General features: G+C 71.3%; 6 protein-coding genes. 4 read left to right on the forward strand and 2 right to left on the reverse strand.

Annotated elements, in window-relative coordinates; translation table 11 throughout:
- Nucleotides 1-85: 85 nt before the first annotated feature.
- From ACFYSH_RS09360 to ACFYSH_RS09375, 4 genes are read left to right on the forward strand one after another with little or no spacing between them, the layout of a single operon-like run.
- Nucleotides 86-1138: an iron-siderophore ABC transporter substrate-binding protein gene (locus ACFYSH_RS09360; protein ID WP_388751626.1), complete on the forward strand. Its 1053-nt coding sequence runs from the start codon at nucleotides 86-88 to the stop codon at nucleotides 1136-1138.
- Between the two features lie 46 nt (nucleotides 1139-1184).
- Nucleotides 1185-2984: an ABC transporter ATP-binding protein gene (locus ACFYSH_RS09365; RefSeq protein ID WP_359471828.1), complete on the forward strand. Its 1800-nt coding sequence runs from the start codon at nucleotides 1185-1187 to the stop codon at nucleotides 2982-2984.
- 48 nt (nucleotides 2985-3032) lie between these two features.
- Nucleotides 3033-13913, forward strand: a complete 10881-nt coding sequence (locus ACFYSH_RS09370) for an amino acid adenylation domain-containing protein (RefSeq protein WP_359471830.1) — start codon at nucleotides 3033-3035, stop codon at nucleotides 13911-13913.
- Entirely contained in the window at nucleotides 13900-15600 is a 1701-nt protein-coding gene (locus ACFYSH_RS09375; protein ID WP_359471832.1) for an ABC transporter ATP-binding protein, read from the forward strand. Before ACFYSH_RS09370 ends, ACFYSH_RS09375 begins: the two co-directional genes overlap by 14 nt.
- Nucleotides 15601-15603: 3 nt before the next feature.
- On the opposite strand, the gene ACFYSH_RS09380 is transcribed toward ACFYSH_RS09375, so the two are convergent.
- Both ACFYSH_RS09380 and argB read right to left on the reverse strand, forming a co-directional pair.
- Nucleotides 15604-16716 carry an alpha/beta hydrolase-fold protein gene (locus tag ACFYSH_RS09380; RefSeq protein ID WP_359471878.1) on the reverse strand — a complete coding sequence of 371 codons (1113 nt, stop codon included), beginning with the start codon at nucleotides 16714-16716 and terminating at the stop codon, nucleotides 15604-15606.
- A gap of 52 nt (nucleotides 16717-16768) precedes the next feature.
- Nucleotides 16769-17776, reverse strand: a complete 1008-nt coding sequence (gene argB, locus ACFYSH_RS09385; RefSeq protein WP_359471834.1) for an acetylglutamate kinase — start codon at nucleotides 17774-17776, stop codon at nucleotides 16769-16771.
- Nucleotides 17777-17959: the final 183 nt, after the last annotated feature.

The raw sequence follows: 17959 nt of genomic DNA on the forward strand, positions 1-17959 counted from the left end.
GCTAGGCTAACCTCACTGGATGTGGATAGGGTTTGGCTGCCCTCGGACGGGGCTCAGCGGACAGCGCGAAAGCAGGGGATTGCGGATGCTCTTCGACAGATCGACGTGTGTGAAGCCATGGCGGCGGCTGGCGGCGGCGCTTTCCGCCGTCACCCTCGGCGTCGGCCTCCTCGCGGGGTGCGGTTCCGACGGGGCGGACGGCACGGGCGACAAGGCCCCGGCCACCGCCGGCGGCGCCTTCCCGGTGACGGTGGAGCACGCGTTCGGCTCCACGAAGGTGACCAAGTCTCCCGAGCGGGTCGTCTCCGTCGGCTACACCGACGACCAGGCCATCCTCGCGCTCGGCATCAAGCCGGTCGGCATGGTCGACCAGTACCCGAACCCGGCCGGCGCGTCCCCCGACATCAACACCCAGTGGCCCTGGGTGAAGGACAAGTGGGGTGACACCCGGCCCGAGGTCGTGATGAGCAACGGCGACGCGGGCCCCAACTACGAGAAGATCGCCTCCCTGCGTCCGGACCTGATCATCGCGGTCTACTCCGAGATCGACCAGGCCGCCTACGACAAGCTCTCGAAGATCGCTCCTACCGTGGGCCGTACCAAGGGCGAGAAGGAACTGTTCAGCGCGCCGTGGCAGGACAACGCCGTCCACATCGCCAAGGCGCTCGGCAAGGAGGACGAGGGCACCGCACTGGTGAAGGGCATCCAGGACAAGCTGGACGCGGCCGCCGAGGCGCACCCGGAGTTCGCGGACCGGACGGCCGTCGCGCTGTCCTGGTACGAGAACTCGGTCGCACCGTTCACCACCACCGACGTACGCGGGCGACTGATCACGGGCATCGGCTTCAAGGGTGCGACGAAGATCGACGAGATCGCGGACGGCCAGTTCTACACGAAGCTTTCCCCCGAGCGCATCGACCTGGTCGACGTCGACCGCATCTTCGTCATCAACGACAAGGCGGACCAGGAAGCGCTGAAGAAGTTCGAGCTCTTCGCCAACCTGTCCGCGGCCAAGGAGGGGAAGGTCTCCTACCTGCTGGACAGCGAGGGCCCGGCGGTCGGCGCGGCCATGTCCCAGGGCACCCTGCTCTCCCTCCCGTACGCGATCGACGAACTCGTCAAGTCGGTCGACCAGTGAGGCGCGCCGAGCGAGTACGACGCCGCCGGCCGGACGTGGTCCCTGCGTGAGCGGTACCGACACGCGCGTCGCCCCGGCCGCCCTGCGCACGGCGGCCGGAGGCGAGTCCACCCGGTGGGTCGCCGCGCGCTGCCGCGAGGTGCCGTGGCTCACGACCGCCACCCTGCTCACCACGGTGGCCGGGGCAGCGCTCCAGGTGCTGCCGGTGCTCCTGCTCGGCCGGGTGGTCGACGGAGTCGTCGGGGGCGACGGGCGCTCGGTCCTGCTCACGATCGGTGTCCTGATGGGAGCCGCCGCGCTGCTCGGCGCGGCGACCACCGCGGTATCGACGTACCTGATCGGGCGGCTGGGGGCGGATCTCCTCGCCCGGCTGCGGGAAGCCGCGGTCCGGGCGGTGCTGGGCATGCCGAGCGCGCGGATCGAACAGGTCGGCCGGGGCGATGTGCTGTCCCGGGTCGGCGACGACGTGGCCGTACTCTCCAGAGGCATCCGTACGGCCATCCCCACGGTGTTCTCGGCGGGCGTGCTGGTCGCCATCGCCACGGTCGGCATGTTCGGGCTGGACTGGCGGCTCGGTCTGGCGGGCGCGGGCGCACTGCCCGCCTACGGGCTCGCCCTGCGCTGGTACCTGCCCCGGTCCGCACCCCTCTACCAGCAGCAACGAGCGGCCCAGGCCGAGCGCGCGCAGGCCCTGATCAGCGGTCTCGACGGGATAGACACCGTCCGGGCCTACCGCCTCGAGGACGCCTTCCGGGAGAAGGTCACCGCCAGGTCGTGGCGTGTGCGCGAGCTCGGCATCGACGTCTTCCGCGTCTTCGGCCGGTTCGTCGGCAGGGAGAACCGCGCCGAGTTCGTCGGGCTGGTCCTGATCCTCGTGGCGGGGTACGCCCTGCTGGAGGCCGACGCCGCCAGCCTCGGCGAGGTGGCGGCGGCCCCGCTCATGTTCCACCGGCTGTTCACCCCGCTGGGCGCCATCATGTTCACCTTCGACGAGGCGCAGAAGTCGGGTGCGAGCCTCACCCGGCTCGTCGGGGTGCTGGGGGAGGAGACGGAGGACCGGCTGGTGGGCGATCCGTCCGTGGCCCCAGCGGACGTCCTGCCGTACCCGGTGGCGGTGGAAGGGCTGACGTTCAGCTACCCCGGGGCAGGGGAGCCGGTCCTGCGGGACGTCAGCCTGACGATCCCGGCCGGCGGTTCGCTCGCCCTGGTGGGGGCGACGGGTGCGGGCAAGTCCACGCTGGCGGCGCTGATCGCCGGCATCGGTACCCCCCAGGCCGGGAAGGTACGCATCGGGCCGAACGATCTCGCCGGCCTGGACGAGGCGGGCGCGCGGGCCCTGGTGAGCATCCTGACGCAGGAGACGCATGTGTACTCAGGACCGCTCGCCGACGACCTGCGGCTGGCCTCACCGCAGGCCACCGATGCCGCGTTGACGGACGCCCTGCGCACCGTGGGCGCCGAGCACTGGGTCGAAGCACTCCCCGACGGGCTGAACACCATGGTCGGCGAGGGCGGCGAACGCCTGGACGTCACGAAGGTCGCCCAGATCGCACTGGCCCGGCTCGTACTGAACCGTTCGCCGGTGGTGGTGCTCGACGAGTCGACCGCCGAGGCCGGCAGCGAGGGCGCCGCCGAGCTGGAGAGGTCCGTGCGGGCCGCCTGTGCGGGCCGCACCACCCTGTTCGTCGCGCACCGGCTGACCCAGGCCATGGCGGCGGACCGGATCGCCGTGCTGGACGCAGGACGCGTGGTGGAGCAGGGCACCCACGAGGAACTGGTGGCCCTGGGCGGGCGGTACGCCCGACTGTGGCGGGCATGGCGCGAGGGCAGTGAGACATCCCCCTGAGTTGAGTTCTGTCCAACTCCCGTACCGTGGAAGGACGATGAGTCTTCGATGGTGTATCAGACTGCTCGCTCCGTGCTGCTTTCTCCCACGAGCCTGAGCGATCTGCGCAGGCGAACCGGTGACTACACCGACCGGACCATCGCCGAGGCGTGTGCCATCGGACTGTGCTACTGGGCGACAGGCCGTAGCCCCGACGGTATCGACCTCACCTCGGGCACCCTCTTCACCGACGTCCTCCGGTGGGTCGACAGCGGGGGATCCGCGCCCGCCGACTGGGCGGTCGGCGCCGACAGCCGGAGCATCAGCACCCCCGAAGGAATCGCTCCGGCCGACGCGCAGCTGGCGCTGGACGATCTGGCCGACTTCCCGGACCGGCCCATGGGCACCATCGGCCCGGTCGGCGCGGCGGCGAGGCTCGAGGCCCTGGCCCGGTGGAACGACACCGAAGCCGAACGAAGCCGCCCGACCGTCGTGGAGATGTTCCGTGAGCAGGCGCGGAACAGGCCGGAGGCCGTAGCGATCACCGACGAGCGGTGTGCGCTGACTTACCGTGAGGCCGCCGCTCGCGCAAGCCAGTTGGCGCATCACCTGATCGAACGCGGGCTCACCGCCGAACAGGTGGTCGGCATATCGCTGGGCCGCTCCGCCGACATGGTGATCGGACTGCTCGGCGTGCTGCAGGCCGGGTGCGCGTTCGTGCCGCTCGACCCGCAGTGGCCGGCCGAGCGCAGAGCCGTCGTCATCGAGGATGCCGGCATCGTGCTCCAGCTCAACGACTCGGGCGAGCACCAGGAGGGCGAGCCGCCCGCGGTGGCCGTCGCGCTCGACGCCTGGCGATTCGGCTCGCTCCCCACCGAGGAACCCCGGATCACCGTGCCCGGCACCGCCCTGGCCTATGTGATCTTCACGTCCGGGTCGACCGGCCGGCCCAAGGGCGCCATGATCCGGCACGAGGCGATCAGTGAGCGCCTGCTGTGGCAGTCCGAGGAGATCCTGGGCTTCGGCCACGAAGACGTGTCCCTGTTCAAGGCGCCGTTGTCGTTCGACATCTCCGTCAACGAGATATTCCTGCCGCTGGTGCGCGGCGGCAGGCTGGTGGTCCTGCGGCCCGGCGGGGAACGAGACCCCCACCACCTGCTGAGCGTGCTGTCCGGCCGACGCGTCACCTTCACCTACCTCGTCTCGTCCATGCTGGACGTGCTGCTGGAGATGGCGGGCGACTCCGGGCAGCTCGACAGCCTCCGGCACGTGTGGTGCGGTGGCGAAGTACTGACCCCCGAACTGTACGAGCGTTTCCGCACCCGGCTCGACATCCCCATGTACCACGGATACGGCCCGGCAGAGACGACGATCGGCGTCTCGCACGTCATCTACCACGGAGCGGCGGAGCGACTGTCGACGTCCATAGGCAAGGCCAATCCCAACACCCAGCTGTACGTGCTCGACGACGAGCTGCGCCCGGTCCCCGTCGGCGTCGGCGGCGAACTGTACGTCGGCGGCTTCCTGCTGGGCCGCGGATACGTCAACGCGCCCGGCCTGACGGCGTCCCGGTTCGTCGCGAACCCGTTCGCGGCGGACGGGTCCCGGCTGTACCGGACCGGTGACCTCGCGCGGTTCGCCCCCGACGGGTCGCTGGACTTCCTGGGCCGGGCCGACAACCAGATCAAGATCCGCGGCATGCGGCTGGAGATCGAGGACGTCGAGGCCGGCCTCGTGGAACACCCCTCCGTACGGCACACCTGCGTCGTCGCGAAGAAGAACACGGCGGGCGGCACCTACCTCGTGGGGTACGTCATCCCGGCCGCCGGCAGCGAGCAACTGCAGGGCGACGAGGTCAGGGCGTGGGCCACGGAGCACATGGTGGAGTACATGGTGCCCGCCCACATCGTCGTGCTGCGCGAGTTCCCGCTCACCGCGAACGGCAAGGTCGACAGGGGCGCACTCCCGGAACCCCGTACCGCCGCCGACACGTTCGTCCCGGCGGCCACTGACACCGAGCGCGCCGTGTGCGCGGCGGTGGCGACCGTGCTGCGCCTGGACGAGGTCGGTGTCGACCAGGATTTCTTCCGGCTCGGAGGGGACAGCATCCTGGCCATCTCGCTGCTGAGCGCGCTGCGCGGCGCGGGCCTCCACGTCACGGCACAGCAGATCTTCAGCCACAGCGTCGTGGGTGCGCTGGCGGCGGTCGTGAGCCGGGAGGGCGTCCACACCGCCGATGACGACGATGTGGCGACCGGCCCGGTCGTAGGACCGCCCGTCGTGCAGTGGCTCGGCGAGACGACGGACGCGATCGACGGCTTCGTGCAGTCGGTCGTGCTGAACACCCCGGCGGACCTGACCGCCGACGCACTCGACGCGATCCTCACCGCTCTCGTCGAGCGGCACGCCATGCTGCGCGCCCGCCTGGTGCGCGGCGACCGCTGGAGCTTCGACATTCCGGAGACGGACCACACCGCCCCCGGGTGGCAGGAGAGCGGCATGCCGCTCGACGCCTGCGTCGCACTCGCCACAGACGCGCTCGACCCGGACCACGGCGTGATGCTGCGCGCCGTGTGGCGCCGTGAGGCACGGCAGCTGGTCGTGGTCGTCCATCACGTGGTCGTGGACGGTGTGTCCTGGCGGATCCTCATGGAGGACCTGGCCACCGCGTGGGAACAGTTCACATCCGGCGTACCGGTCGACCTGCCGCCGGTGGGTACCTCGTTCCGACGCTGGACGCACATGCTGGAGAGCTCGGCGTTCGCGTCGGACCGCGCGGCATTCGAGCGTCCCCTGCCGGCAGCGGACGCACCGGTGGGCAGGCGCGCACTGTCCGAGGCCGACACCGTCGCCCGGGAACGGACCCGGACCGTCGCGGTGGGACCCGGGGTCACGGCCGCGCTGCTGGGGGAGATACCCGCGAGGTTCCACGCGGGCGTCAACGACGTTCTGCTGACCGCGCTCGCCGTCGCCCTCGCCCGTTGGCGCCGCGACCTCGGCCAGGACCAGACGTTCGCGCACATCGAACTCGAAGGGCACGGCCGCGAAGGGCGGTTCGTGGCGGAGACCGCCGGCTTCGAGCCGGACCTCTCACGGACCGTGGGCTGGTTCACCACCCTCTTCCCGGTCGTCGTGGACCCGGGCGCGACGGCCGACCCCACCGCCCCCGCGTACCTGGCCGCCGCGCTCAAAGCGGTCAAGGACGACCTCGCACGAGTGCCGGGCAACGGCCTCTCCTACGGTGTCCTGAGATACCTCACCGACACCCGACTGGACGCGCCCGCCCCGCAGGTGCTGTTCAACTACCTGGGCCGCTTCGACTCGGACACGTCCGGCGACTGGCGGTTCGCGGGCGCCACAGGGCAACTGGGCGAGAAGCGTGATCCCAGGATGAGGCTGCCGCGCGCCCTGGAGTTCAACGCGATCGCCGAGCCCGCGGCGAACGGCGCGCACGAGCTGGTCACCACCATCTCCTGGCCCGAAGGAATGTTCACCGACGAGGACACCGCAACCATCGGCGCGTACCTGACGGACGCCCTGACCGGGCTGGCGGCGCTCGAGCACGGCGGTCATTCCCCGAGCGACTTCGGCCTGGTGCCACTCACGCAGACCGATGTCGACGCCCTGGACGGACCGGCTCTGCGTGACATCCTGCCCCTGACCCCGTTGCAGGAAGGCCTGTACTTCCACTCCGTCTTCGACGACGACTCGGTCGGCAGTTACGTCGAGCAGCAACTGCTCACGCTGGAGGGCGAGGTGGACGCCGGCCGACTGGCGGCGGCGACGACCCGGCTGCTCACGCTGTACCCGAACCTGGCCGCGCGGTTCGTCGCTCTCGCCGACGGCAGGGTCGTCTCCGTGCTGGAGAGCGGGCTGGAGGCGCCCTTCACCACGCTGGACCGCCCCGGCATCACCGGCACCGAGATCCGGGAGCACGCCGAGCGGGACCGCCGCGCCGGGTTCGACCTCGCCACAGGGCCGCTCATGCGGTACACGCTCATCCGCGCGGGCTCCGGCAGGAACGTGCTCGTGCAGACCGTGCACCACATCATCGCCGACGGCTGGTCGGTACCACCGATGCTCCGCGCCCTGCTGGCCGAGTACCACGCCCCGGGATCCCTGTATCCCCTCGGCGGGTTCCCCGACTACGTACGCCGGCTCGCCGGGCTCGACGACGACGAGAGCGACCGGGTCTGGAGCGACCAGCTCGCCGGTCTGCCCGGCCCCTCCCTGGTCGCCGACGGGCACGCCCCCTCCGACCGCTTCGCCGATGTCGCCGAGGAGCCGGAGGACGACATCGACACGACGGTCCGCTCGGCCGGCGTACCGCTGAGCGTGGCGGTGCACAGCGCCTGGGCGGTGACCTTGGGCGGCATGCTGCGGGGCACGGACGTGGTGTTCGGCTGCACGGTGTCCGGCCGCGACGCGGAGGTGCCCGGCATCGCGGACATGGTGGGTCTGTTCATCAACACGATCCCGCTGAGGGCCCGTTGGACCGGTGACACGACGGCCCGCGACCTCCTCGCCTCGGTACGGGAACACCAGAGCGCGGTGCTGGCCCACCAGCACGTATCGCTGGCGAGGATCGGCCGCCAGGCCGGCGGAGGCGCACTGTTCGACACCCTGGTGGTCTTCGACGTGGCGACCGATGCGGGGGCCCTGCGGCGCCCCGGCGACGAACTGGTGGTCACCGGCATCGTGAACGAGGGCGCTCCCCACTACCCGCTGACCCTCGTCGCGGAACGCACACCCGCCGGCCGCCCACGCTTCAACCTCATCTACGACGCCGAACTGCTCAGGGCGACGACGGCCCGTGCGATCCTCGGCACGTTCACCCGGGTCCTCACCGGACTGCTCGACCGCCCGGACTCCCCCGTCGGCGAACTGCTGCCCGACGACGCCCGGCTTCCCGAGCACATCGCCCCGACACCCCTGGGCGCACTGTTCGACGCCGCCGCACGGCGCGGTCCCGATGCCACCGCGGTCACCCACTGTGCCCTCGACGGGACGACGAGCTCGATGACGTACGCCGAACTGGCGGACGCGAAGGAAGAACTGGCGGCCACACTGCGTGCGGCCGGTGTCGGGCCGGGCCGACGCGTCGCCGTCGCCGTACCGCGCTCCCTGGAACAGGTGGTGGCCCTGCTGGCCGTGGTCAGCGCGGGTGGCGCCTATGTACCGCTGGATCTCGCCTACCCGGACGAACGCCTGGAGTACATCCTCGCCGACGCCGCTCCCCAGATCGTCCTCGTGGCCCCCGGGCAGCGGGACCGGTTCACACAGGCGCGTGCCCGCGTACTCGTCATGGGGGAGGAGCCCGCGACGCAGGACGAACCGGCGCCGGCGACGGCGGAGTCCGCGCCCGGATGGCATGATCCCGCCTACGTGATCTACACGTCCGGCTCGACCGGCAGACCCAAGGGTGTCGTCGTCCCGCACTCGAGCGTGGTGACCCTGCTCGCGAACACGCGGTCCGACATGGCATTCGGCCCGCACGACGTGTGGGTCCAGTTCCACTCGTACTCCTTCGACTTCGCGGTCTGGGAGCTGTGGGGAGCACTCACCCACGGCGGGGAACTGCTGGTGCCGGACTACGGGTTGACCCGCTCCCCGGTGGACTTCCACCGGCTGGTCCGCGAGCGCGGGGTGACCGTCCTCAACCAGACCCCTTCCGCCTTCTACCGATTCATCGAGGCCGACCGGCATTCCGGCGCACCCGTCACCGCGCTGCGCCTGATCATCTTCGGAGGCGAAGCGCTGGACCCCGCGCGGCTGCGCGGCTGGGCCGAGCGGCACGGCACCCGTTCGCCGGAGCTGGTCAACATGTACGGCATCACCGAGACCACCGTCCACGTCACCCGCCGGGCGCTGACCGACGAGGACCTCGGCCGTGACGTCAGCCCGATCGGCGGGCCGATCCCCGGCCTGGTCGCCCATCTGCTCGACGACCGGCTCCGTCCGGTGCCGCCCGGCCGGGTGGGCGCCATCTACGTCGCCGGTGACCAGGTGGCGCTCGGCTACCTCGGCAGGCCGGGACTCACCGCCGGCCGGTTCGTGGCCAACCCGTTCGCGAACGACGGCTCCCGCATGTACCACACGGGCGATCTCGCCCGGCGCACGCTCGACGGCGAGCTGGAGTTCACCGGCCGAGCCGACGACCAGGTCCAGCTCAAAGGCTTCCGCATCGAGCTCGGCGAGGTGGAGTCCGCGATCCGGGAGCTCGACGGCGTGGCCGACGTCGCCGTCACGGTCGCGGCCGACGGCGACCACCTCGTCGCCCACCTCGTGGGCGGGGCGCCCGGCGACCTGGCAGCCCGCCTGTCCGCGACACTGCCCGCGCACATGGTCCCCGGCCGGGTGCTCACGCTCGACGCCCTGCCGCTGACCGTCAACGGCAAGCTGGACCGCAAGGCCCTGGCCGAGCGCGCCGCACAGGACGACACCCAGGTACCCGCAGCGGGTGATTCCGCGCTCGACGCACTGGTCGGCATCTTCACCGACGCACTGCCGGGCTCCGCCGCCGTGGACGGCGACACCGACTTCTTCAGGGCCGGCGGCGACAGCATCGTCGCCATCACGGTGATCAACCGGGCCAGAGCGCTCGGACTCCCGATCGCGCCCCGGGACGTGTTCCTCCTCAAGACACCGCGCGCACTCGCCGGGCATCTGCGCGCACGCGCCCCACAGACCCGGTCAGCCGCACCCGCCCCCCGCGAGGACGGCCCGCTGACACCGACGCCGATCATCCTGCGCCAGCGGGAACTGGGCGGCTCGCTCGCCCGCTTCGCCCAGGCCAGGACGCTGGTGGCGGCGGAGGGCACCGGGTTCGCCGACGCCCGGCGCGCCGCGAACGCCGTCGTGGCCGCGCATCCGGCGCTGCGGCTGCGGCTGCACGTCGAGCACGGGGTGTGGTCGCTGCGTACCGAGCCGGCCCGCGAGGTCGCCGTCGTCCGCACGGACACGACCGACACGACCACCGCTGCGGACGACGCCGCCGGGCGCCTGGATCCGGAGGCCGGGGAGGTCATCGCCTTCTTGTGGCTGGAGCCGAGCCGGACCCTGGTCGTCGCCGTGCACCACCTCGCCGTCGACTCGGTCTCGTGGCTGATCCTGCTGGACGACCTGGCCACGGCGATGCGCGGGTCCGACCTGCCCGCGCCGACCACGCCCTACGCCGCGTACGCGGAGGCACTGGCCTCCGGAGCCGCCCAGGTGACCGGCGGACTCGGGCACTGGATCACCACGCTCCAGGCGCCCCCGCTCCTGCCCACGACCGGGCCGCTGCGCGCGACATCGGTCGTGCTCGCACCCGAGGTGAGCGACCGGCTGACCCGTACCGCGCCCGCCGCACTCGGCATCGGGCTGACGGAGCTCCTGTGCGGCGCGCTGCGCACGGCGCTCACCGCGATCCAGCCCTCGCCCACCGATCTCGCGATCGATCTGGAACGGCACGGCCGGGTACCGGTCCTGGAACACCACGACTACACCCGCACCGTCGGCTGGTTCACCTCCGTCGCACCCGTCCGCCTCACCGCCCACACCGACCCCGTCGCGGCGGCACGCGAGATCACCGAACGCCAGCCCGACGAGCGCGGTCACCTGGCCTACGGGCAGCTCAGGTACCTCGACCCGCAGACGGCGCCCCTGCTGAAGAACCGTCCGCAGGTGCTGTTCAACTATCTCGGCCGGGGGAGCGAGTCACAGGTCCCGCGCCTCACCGGCGGTGACCAGGGCAGCCCGTACGCCGTCGAGGTCAACGCGTGGACCGACGCGAGCACCGGCAGCCTCCACGCGGACTTCACCCTCGCCGACGGCATTCCCGGTGAACTGACCGCGCACTGGCACCGTGCCCTGGAACACCTCGCCGACGCCGCCACGACAGCCGAGCGCACGGCACCGGTGACCCCGCTCCAGCGGGGTCTCTTCTTCCAGGCCCAGATGGCCGGTCCGGCCGGCCACTACGTCGCCCAGAGCTACTTCACCTTCGACCGCCGCCTGGACACCGCTGCGCTGTCGGAGGCGATGGCGTACGTCATCGCGCGGCACCCCGTGGTGGGCGCGGGTTTCACCACCGACGAGGACGGAAATCCCGTCCAGATGCTCAAGGCCGGCCGACGGGTCGACGTCCGGACGGTCGGATCGCAGACGGACGCGGATGTCGACGTCCTGCGCGCCACGGACCGCGACACCGGATTCGACCCGGGCGAGCCGCCACTGATCCGGCTGACCGTCGTACGTCTGCCCGGCGGACGCGACGGCCTGCTGCTGAGCTACCACCTGCTGCTCTGGGACGGCTGGTCCCGTGAGATCCTGCTGCGGGACCTGTTCGACGCCTATCAGGCCGTCCTCGCGGGCGAGGAGCTGGACGCCGTCCCGGCGACACCGGGCTTCGAGGAGTACGCCAGGACGCTCGCCGCCAGGGACGCCGCCGTGTCCGAGCGCTTCTGGTCGGAGCACCTGGCCGGCCTCACCGGCCCGACACTGCTGGCCGGACCGCAGCCGTCCTTCCCGGACGGCCTGCCCCGCGCGCTCGTGCACACGCTGTCCGCCGCACAGTCGGACCGGCTGCGAGACGCGGCCAGGACGCACGGCGTCACCCTCAACTCGGTGCTGACCGGTGCGTTCGGCCTGCTGCTGGGCGCCCACACGGGCCGTAGCGACGCCGTCTTCGGGGTGACCGTCTCCGGCCGGGAGGGCGAAGGCCTGTCGGACATCGTCGGAGTGCTGCTCAACACCGTGCCGATGTGGACGCGGGCACGGCCCGAGGACACCGTCCGGGCGTATCTGACCGCCGTCCAGGCGGCCCGGGTCGAGGCGATGGAACACGAGCACCTGGGGCTCGGCGAGATCCAGCGGGCCGGCGGCCACGACAGCCTTTTCGACAACCTGTTCGTCCTGCAGAACTTCCTGGACATGGACGCCTTCGCCGAGATGAACGCCAGGCACGGCATCACCGAGGTGAGGACCGACGACTCCACGCACTACCCGTTCACCTGGGTCGTGACCCCCGGCGACCGGCTCACGGTCAAACTGGAGTACCGCGACGGTGACGCGGGGAAGGCCCGCCGGCTCGTCGACGACTACCTGCGGGTGCTGGGGGACCTCGCCCGTTCGGACGGGCCGGTCGGCGCGCTGCGTGGCCTCGGACCGGTCCCCGAGCCCACCGGGCGCACGGGCATCGGCACGGACACGGTCGTCGACCGCTTCGACCGGGCGGCGGACCGCGATCCGCAGCGGGTGGCCCTCGTCGCCCACGGCTCCGCGCTGACGTTCGCACAACTCCGCGACCGCAGCCGTTCGGTGGCAGGTGTACTCGCCCGGCGCGGCATCGGCCCGGAGAAGTCCGTGGGCCTCGCGATCCCGCGCTCCCTCGACTCGATCGTGGCCCTGTTCGCCGTGCTGCGGACCGGCGCCGCTTACGTTCCGCTGGAGCTGGACCACCCGGACGAGCGGATCGCCGCGATCATCGACGCGGCACGGCCGGACGTGCTCCTCACGGTGAGCGCGGTCTCGCCACGGCTGACCGGCGATCTGATCGAACTCGACCTGCCCCTGCCCGAGGGCGAGCCGTACGTGACGTTCGCACCGGACGCCCCGCACCGCCTGCGGCATCCCGCGTACACGATCTACACCTCCGGATCGACCGGGAAGCCGAAGGGTGTGGTGACCGAGTACGCCGGGCTCACCAACATGCTGGTCAACCATCAGCGCCGCATCTTCGAGCCGGTCCTGGCAGAACACGGGCACCGGGTGTTCAAGATCGCGCACACCGTGTCCTTCGCGTTCGACATGTCCTGGGAGGAGCTGCTGTGGCTCGCCGACGGCCACGAGGTGCACATCTGTGACGAGGAACTGCGCCGCGACGCGCCCCGGTTGGTCGAGTACTGCGCGACGCACGGGATCGACGTCATCAACGTGACCCCCACGTACGCCCAGCAGCTGGTCGCGGAAGGCCTCCTCGACGACCCCGCACGCCGCCCGGCCCTGGTGCTGCTGGGCGGCGAGGCCGTCACCCCCGGACTGTGGAAGCGGCTCGCGGAGACCGAGGGTACGGCCGGCTACAACCTGTACGGGCCCACCGAGTACACGATCAACACCCTCGGCGTCGGCACCTTCGAATGCCAGGACCCTGTGGTGGGCGTGGCGATCGACAACACCGATGTGTACGTGCTCGATCCGTGGCTCCGACCCCTGCCGGACGGCGTTCCCGGTGAGCTGTACGTCGCGGGCATCGGGATCGCGCGCGGCTATCTCGGGCAGCCCGACAGGACCGCGCACCGCTTCGTCGCATGCCCCTTCGGCGAACCCGGCGAGCGCATGTACCGCACCGGCGACCTCGTGGTCCGCCGGCCGGACGGGAATCTGCTGTATCTCGGTCGCACCGACCACCAGGTCAAGATCCGTGGCCATCGGGTCGAGCCTGGCGAGGTCGAGGCCGCGTTCACCGCTCACCCGGCGGTGCGGTTCGCCGCCGCGGTCGCCCAGCCCGACCCACGGGTCGACGGAGCGTACAGACTGGCCGCCTACCTCGTGCTGGGCGGCGGCGACCTGGGAGCGGTGGCCGCCGAGGTGGGTGCCGGGCTGCCGGACTTCCTGCGGCCGACGCATTACGCCCAGGTCGACAGCATCCCGCTGACCGTGAACGGGAAGGCCGACACCAAGGCGCTGCCGGAGGCCAGACCACTCGGCGTGCTGACCACGGGAGGGGAGCGTGCCCCGGAGACCGAGACGGAGTTCACGGTCTGCGAGTTCTTCGCCGAGGCACTCGACCTGGACGACGACGAGGTGAACGCGGTCAGCGACTTCGTGTCCCTCGGCGGTCATTCCATGCTGGCGGTGCGGCTGATCGGGCTGCTCCGCCGGGAGTACGGTCCTGTGATCACGATCCGTGATCTGCTCACCCTTCGAACCCCGGAAGCGATTGCCCGCCACCTTGATGACAACACCTGACGTGCACCGCCCCCGCCCGGGCGCCGGCATCCTCCGGACCGCCCTGCGCCGGAACGCCGGCGCGGTGGCCTGGGGCACCGTCCTCATGGGCCTCTACCAGGCGGGTGAGACCGCCTTTCCCATCGCGCTCGGCCTGATCGTCGAGCACACGCTGCGGGACCGAAGCCTCGGCTCGCTCGGCCTGTCGATCGCGGCGCTGGCCGTCATCATCACGACCGTGTCACTGTCGTGGCGGTTCGGGATGCGCGTCCTGCAGAAGGCCAACACGACCGAGGCACACCGCTGGCGGGTCCGGGTCGCCGCCTGCGGACTCCAACCGGTGGCCAGGGACGTCGACCTGAAGTCCGGCGAGGTGCTGACCATCGCCACCGAGGACGCGGACCAGACCGCCGACATCGTCGAGGTGGTGCCGCTGCTGGTCAGCTCACTGGTCGCGGTGGTGGTCGCGTCGGTGGCGCTGGGCCTGGCCGATGTCCGGCTCGGCCTGCTGGTGATCGTGGGCACCGTCGCGATCCTGTCGATCCTGAGCGTGATGTCCAGGCGGATCGGGTCCAGTACCCAGGAGCAGCAGGCCCGGGTGGCTCGGGCGGGGGCGAAGGTCGCCGACCTGATCACCGGTCTGCGTCCGCTGCACGGCTTCGGCGGCAACCACGCGGCCTTCCTCTCCTACCGGAAGGTCAGCACGGAGGCGAAACACCAGGCCGTCACCGTCGCCAGGGTCAACGGCGTCTACGCGGGCACCGCACTGGCCCTGAACGCGGTGCTCGCCGCCGCGGTGACCCTGACGGCGGGCTGGCTGGCGTACGAAGGACGGATCACCATCGGGGAGCTCGTCATGGCCGTGGGCCTCGCGCAGTTCATCATGGAACCGCTCAAGCTGTTCTCGGAGATGCCGAAGTACGTGATGATGGCGCGCGCCTCGGCCGAGCGGATGGCACTGGTCCTCTCCGCGCCACCACTGACGGCCCCGGGCCTGGGCCGCCCGGCCGCAAACGGGGATCTGGAGTTCGACGGTGTCCGGTACGGGGAACTGCGCGAGCTCACGTTCCGGGTGCGCGCCGGTGAGTTCGTGGCGATCGCCCCCTACCAGCCCCGCGCGGCGGCCGATCTCGCCTCGATCCTCGGCGTGCACGTCGCACCCGGGACGTACGAGGGTGTGGTGCGGGTCAGCGGACGCGCGATCAGCGACCTGTCGGTCGAGGCCCTTCGCCGGCACATGCTGGTGAACCCGTACGACGGGGAGATCTTCGCCGGCAGTCTCCGTACGAACATCGATCCGTCGGGCACCGGCCGGATGATTCCCGAGGCCGTGGAGGCCTCGCTCCTGACCGACGTCGTCGCACTCCACCCCGAGGGACTCGACCACGGCGTCCGTGACCGCGGCGCGAACCTCTCCGGGGGGCAGCGGCAACGGCTGTCCCTGGCCCGGGCTCTTGCCGCCGACTCCGACGTCCTGGTCCTGCACGACCCGACGACAGCGGTCGACGCGGTCACCGAACAGCTCATCGCGCGTAACATCGCGAAACTGCGCGCGGGCCGCACCACCGTCGTGATCACCAGCAGCCCCGCTCTGCTGGACGTCGCCGACCGCGTGCTCGTCCTGGACGAGGGTGTCGTCACGGCGGACGACACGCATCGCCACCTCCTGGCGTCCGACGACAACTACTGCAGGGCCGTGGCCCGGTGACCGCTACCGGTCGAGGGTCCAGGCCACATCCCTGAGCAGGGCGTGCCGCCAGCCCGCCCGGTCGTGTCCCGAAGCCGACCGCGAGACCCGCACGGTCGCGCCGGCCTGTTCCGTCAGGGCCTCGGCCAGCTCGCAGTGGGGCAGCATGCGCGTTTCGTGTTCCCCCACGTCGAACGCGATCCGCAGACCGGACAGGTCGGGGCGCTCCCGCAGACGGGCGGCGACGGCACCACCGACCGGACCGCCCAAGGGGTCCGGCCGGTTCAAGGCGTCAGGCGTCCACCAGAACGACGGGGACTGGCAGGCGACGCGTGGGACCAGGTCCGGGAATTCCATCGCCGCGTACATCGCGCTCAGTCCGCCGAGGCTCTGCCCGGCGACCACCAACCGGTCCGTGTCGGCGTGCACACCGGATGCAGTGACCAGCGGCAGCAGTTCGTCCCGGATCGCCTCCCACAGCTCGGGTCTGCACCCGAACTCGGCAGCCCTGTCCTTGGAGGGAAGGAAGACGAGGGTGACGGGGGGCATCTCACCGGCGGCGACGGCGGAGTCGAAGGCGGTCGTGGCTGGGTGGAGGTACAGCCAGTCGTCCCCGTCGAGCAGCAGGACCACCGGGCCGCCGCCGCCCGCCGGGTGGACCCGCACCGTGCGCCGCCCACCGAGCCGCTTGCCGGCCCAGCGGATCCGGGTGGGCGGGACGGGCAGGACGTCGTCGGCGCCGACGAGGGGCCAGTGCGGTTGGTGCGGGGCGTCCGGCGTGGCGACGACGGACCGGTCACCGCCCGCGCCGACGGGGTTGAACGGGTCGGCGTACGGGCCGTCGTCGGTGAGGAACTGATAGGTCACCCGCAGCCGTGGGGGCATGCGGACCTCGGCGTACCAGCAGTCGGTGTCCTCCCACCGGGACATGGGCACGGGCTTCGACCAGCTCTCGAAACCGACGCTCACCGGGGACCCCCGCCAGAGGAACAGGGTCACCCAGCCGCCGCCGTCGGCCGGCACCGATGTGGGTGTCCGCGCCGTCGCCCAGAACGCGTCGGTACCGGGCGGGCCCGGCAGTCCGAACGCGGCGAACGCGTTCTCCGCACCTGCCGCAATGGCCTCGTGATCCGTCATCCGGTGCACGGACGTCTCCTTGGCAGGGGGAGGGCGGAGAGCTGATGGCACGTCAACGGGATGACCCCGATCCGATCGTGGCTGTCATATTCATGGCACTGTGATCCCTTGCCGAAGGGAAGGCCGCGGTACGTATGTGCCGGGACTCCCGCACATGATCGGCGGCCGGGTCCCCGCTGTCGTCGGGAACCACCGTGGTCCCAGGACCGGTCCCGTCGAGGACGCGGCGCAGGACGGCGTGAGGCACGCGGCCGTCGATGACGTGTGCCCGGCGTACGCCGCCGCGGACGGCCCGCAGACAGCCTTCCATCTTGGGCAGCATGCCGGTTGCCAGGTCCGGCAGCAGCGCGTGCAGCGCACCTGCCGTCACCCGCTCGATCACCTCGGTGCTGTGCGGCCAGTCCGAGTAGAGCCCTTCCACATCGGTGAGCATCACCAGACGCTCGGCATCGAGGCCCACGGCCAGGGCCGACGCGGCGAGATCGGCGTTGACGTTGTAGACCTGCCCGTCCTCGCCGCGCGCCACAGGGGAGACCACCGGGATGTGCCCCTGCTCCAGAAGCGCGTGCAGCATGCCGGGCCGCACCTCCACGACGTCGCCGACGAGACCGATGTCCACGGGCCGTCCGTCGACCCAGGCCGGCCGCCGTACTGCTGTCATGGTGTGCGCGTCCTCGCCCGAGAGGCCCACGGCGAAGGGCCCATGGGCGTTGATGTGGCCGACCAGGTCTCGCTGGACGTGCCCGGTCAGCACCATGCGCACCACCTTCATGGCCTCCGGTGTCGTCACCCGCAGGCCTGCCTCGAAGTGGGTCTCGAGGCCGAGGCGATCGAGCATGGTGCTGATCTGCGGGCCGCCCCCGTGCACGACGACAGGGCGCAGGCCCGAACGTCGCAGCTCCACGACGTCCTGTGCGAACGTCCGCTGCAGGCTCGCGTCCACCATGGCACTGCCGCCGAATTTGACGACGACCACGTCGCCCGGCGGTTCCTCCGGCCGGCCGAGCGACCCGGTGGGAGGAGCCACGTTCCCGCGCTGTGTGCCGGCCGGTCGTCTCATCTGTCCCCACCCTGTTCCGAGAGCTGCGCGCGGGCTGGAGCCCGGCCGGCCAGGGGGCCGTACCCGCAAGTCTCACGCTTCACATTAGCTTAGGCTAACCTAAATGCCTTTTGTTTCCAGGGGAACCGGTGTCTCTGTCGAAGAAGCGGGTCGCCGAGCCTGAGGCGCTCGGCGGAACCCCGG

Origin of the sequence: Streptomyces sp. NPDC005791 (assembly GCF_042871485.1) — a bacterium.
GTDB lineage: Bacteria > Actinomycetota > Actinomycetes > Streptomycetales > Streptomycetaceae > Streptomyces.

Bases quoted from the DNA above. Each gene is read 5' to 3' on its own strand.
- ACFYSH_RS09380 (WP_359471878.1), bottom strand. From the start codon at position 16,716: ATGACGGATCACGAGGCCATTGCGGCAGGTGCGGAGAACGCGTTCGCC.
- argB (WP_359471834.1), bottom strand. From the start codon at position 17,776: ATGAGACGACCGGCCGGCACACAGCGCGGGAACGTGGCTCCTCCCACC.
- ACFYSH_RS09360 (WP_388751626.1), top strand. From the start codon at position 86: ATGCTCTTCGACAGATCGACGTGTGTGAAGCCATGGCGGCGGCTGGCG.
- ACFYSH_RS09370 (WP_359471830.1), top strand. From the start codon at position 3,033: ATGGTGTATCAGACTGCTCGCTCCGTGCTGCTTTCTCCCACGAGCCTG.
- ACFYSH_RS09375 (WP_359471832.1), top strand. From the start codon at position 13,900: ATGACAACACCTGACGTGCACCGCCCCCGCCCGGGCGCCGGCATCCTC.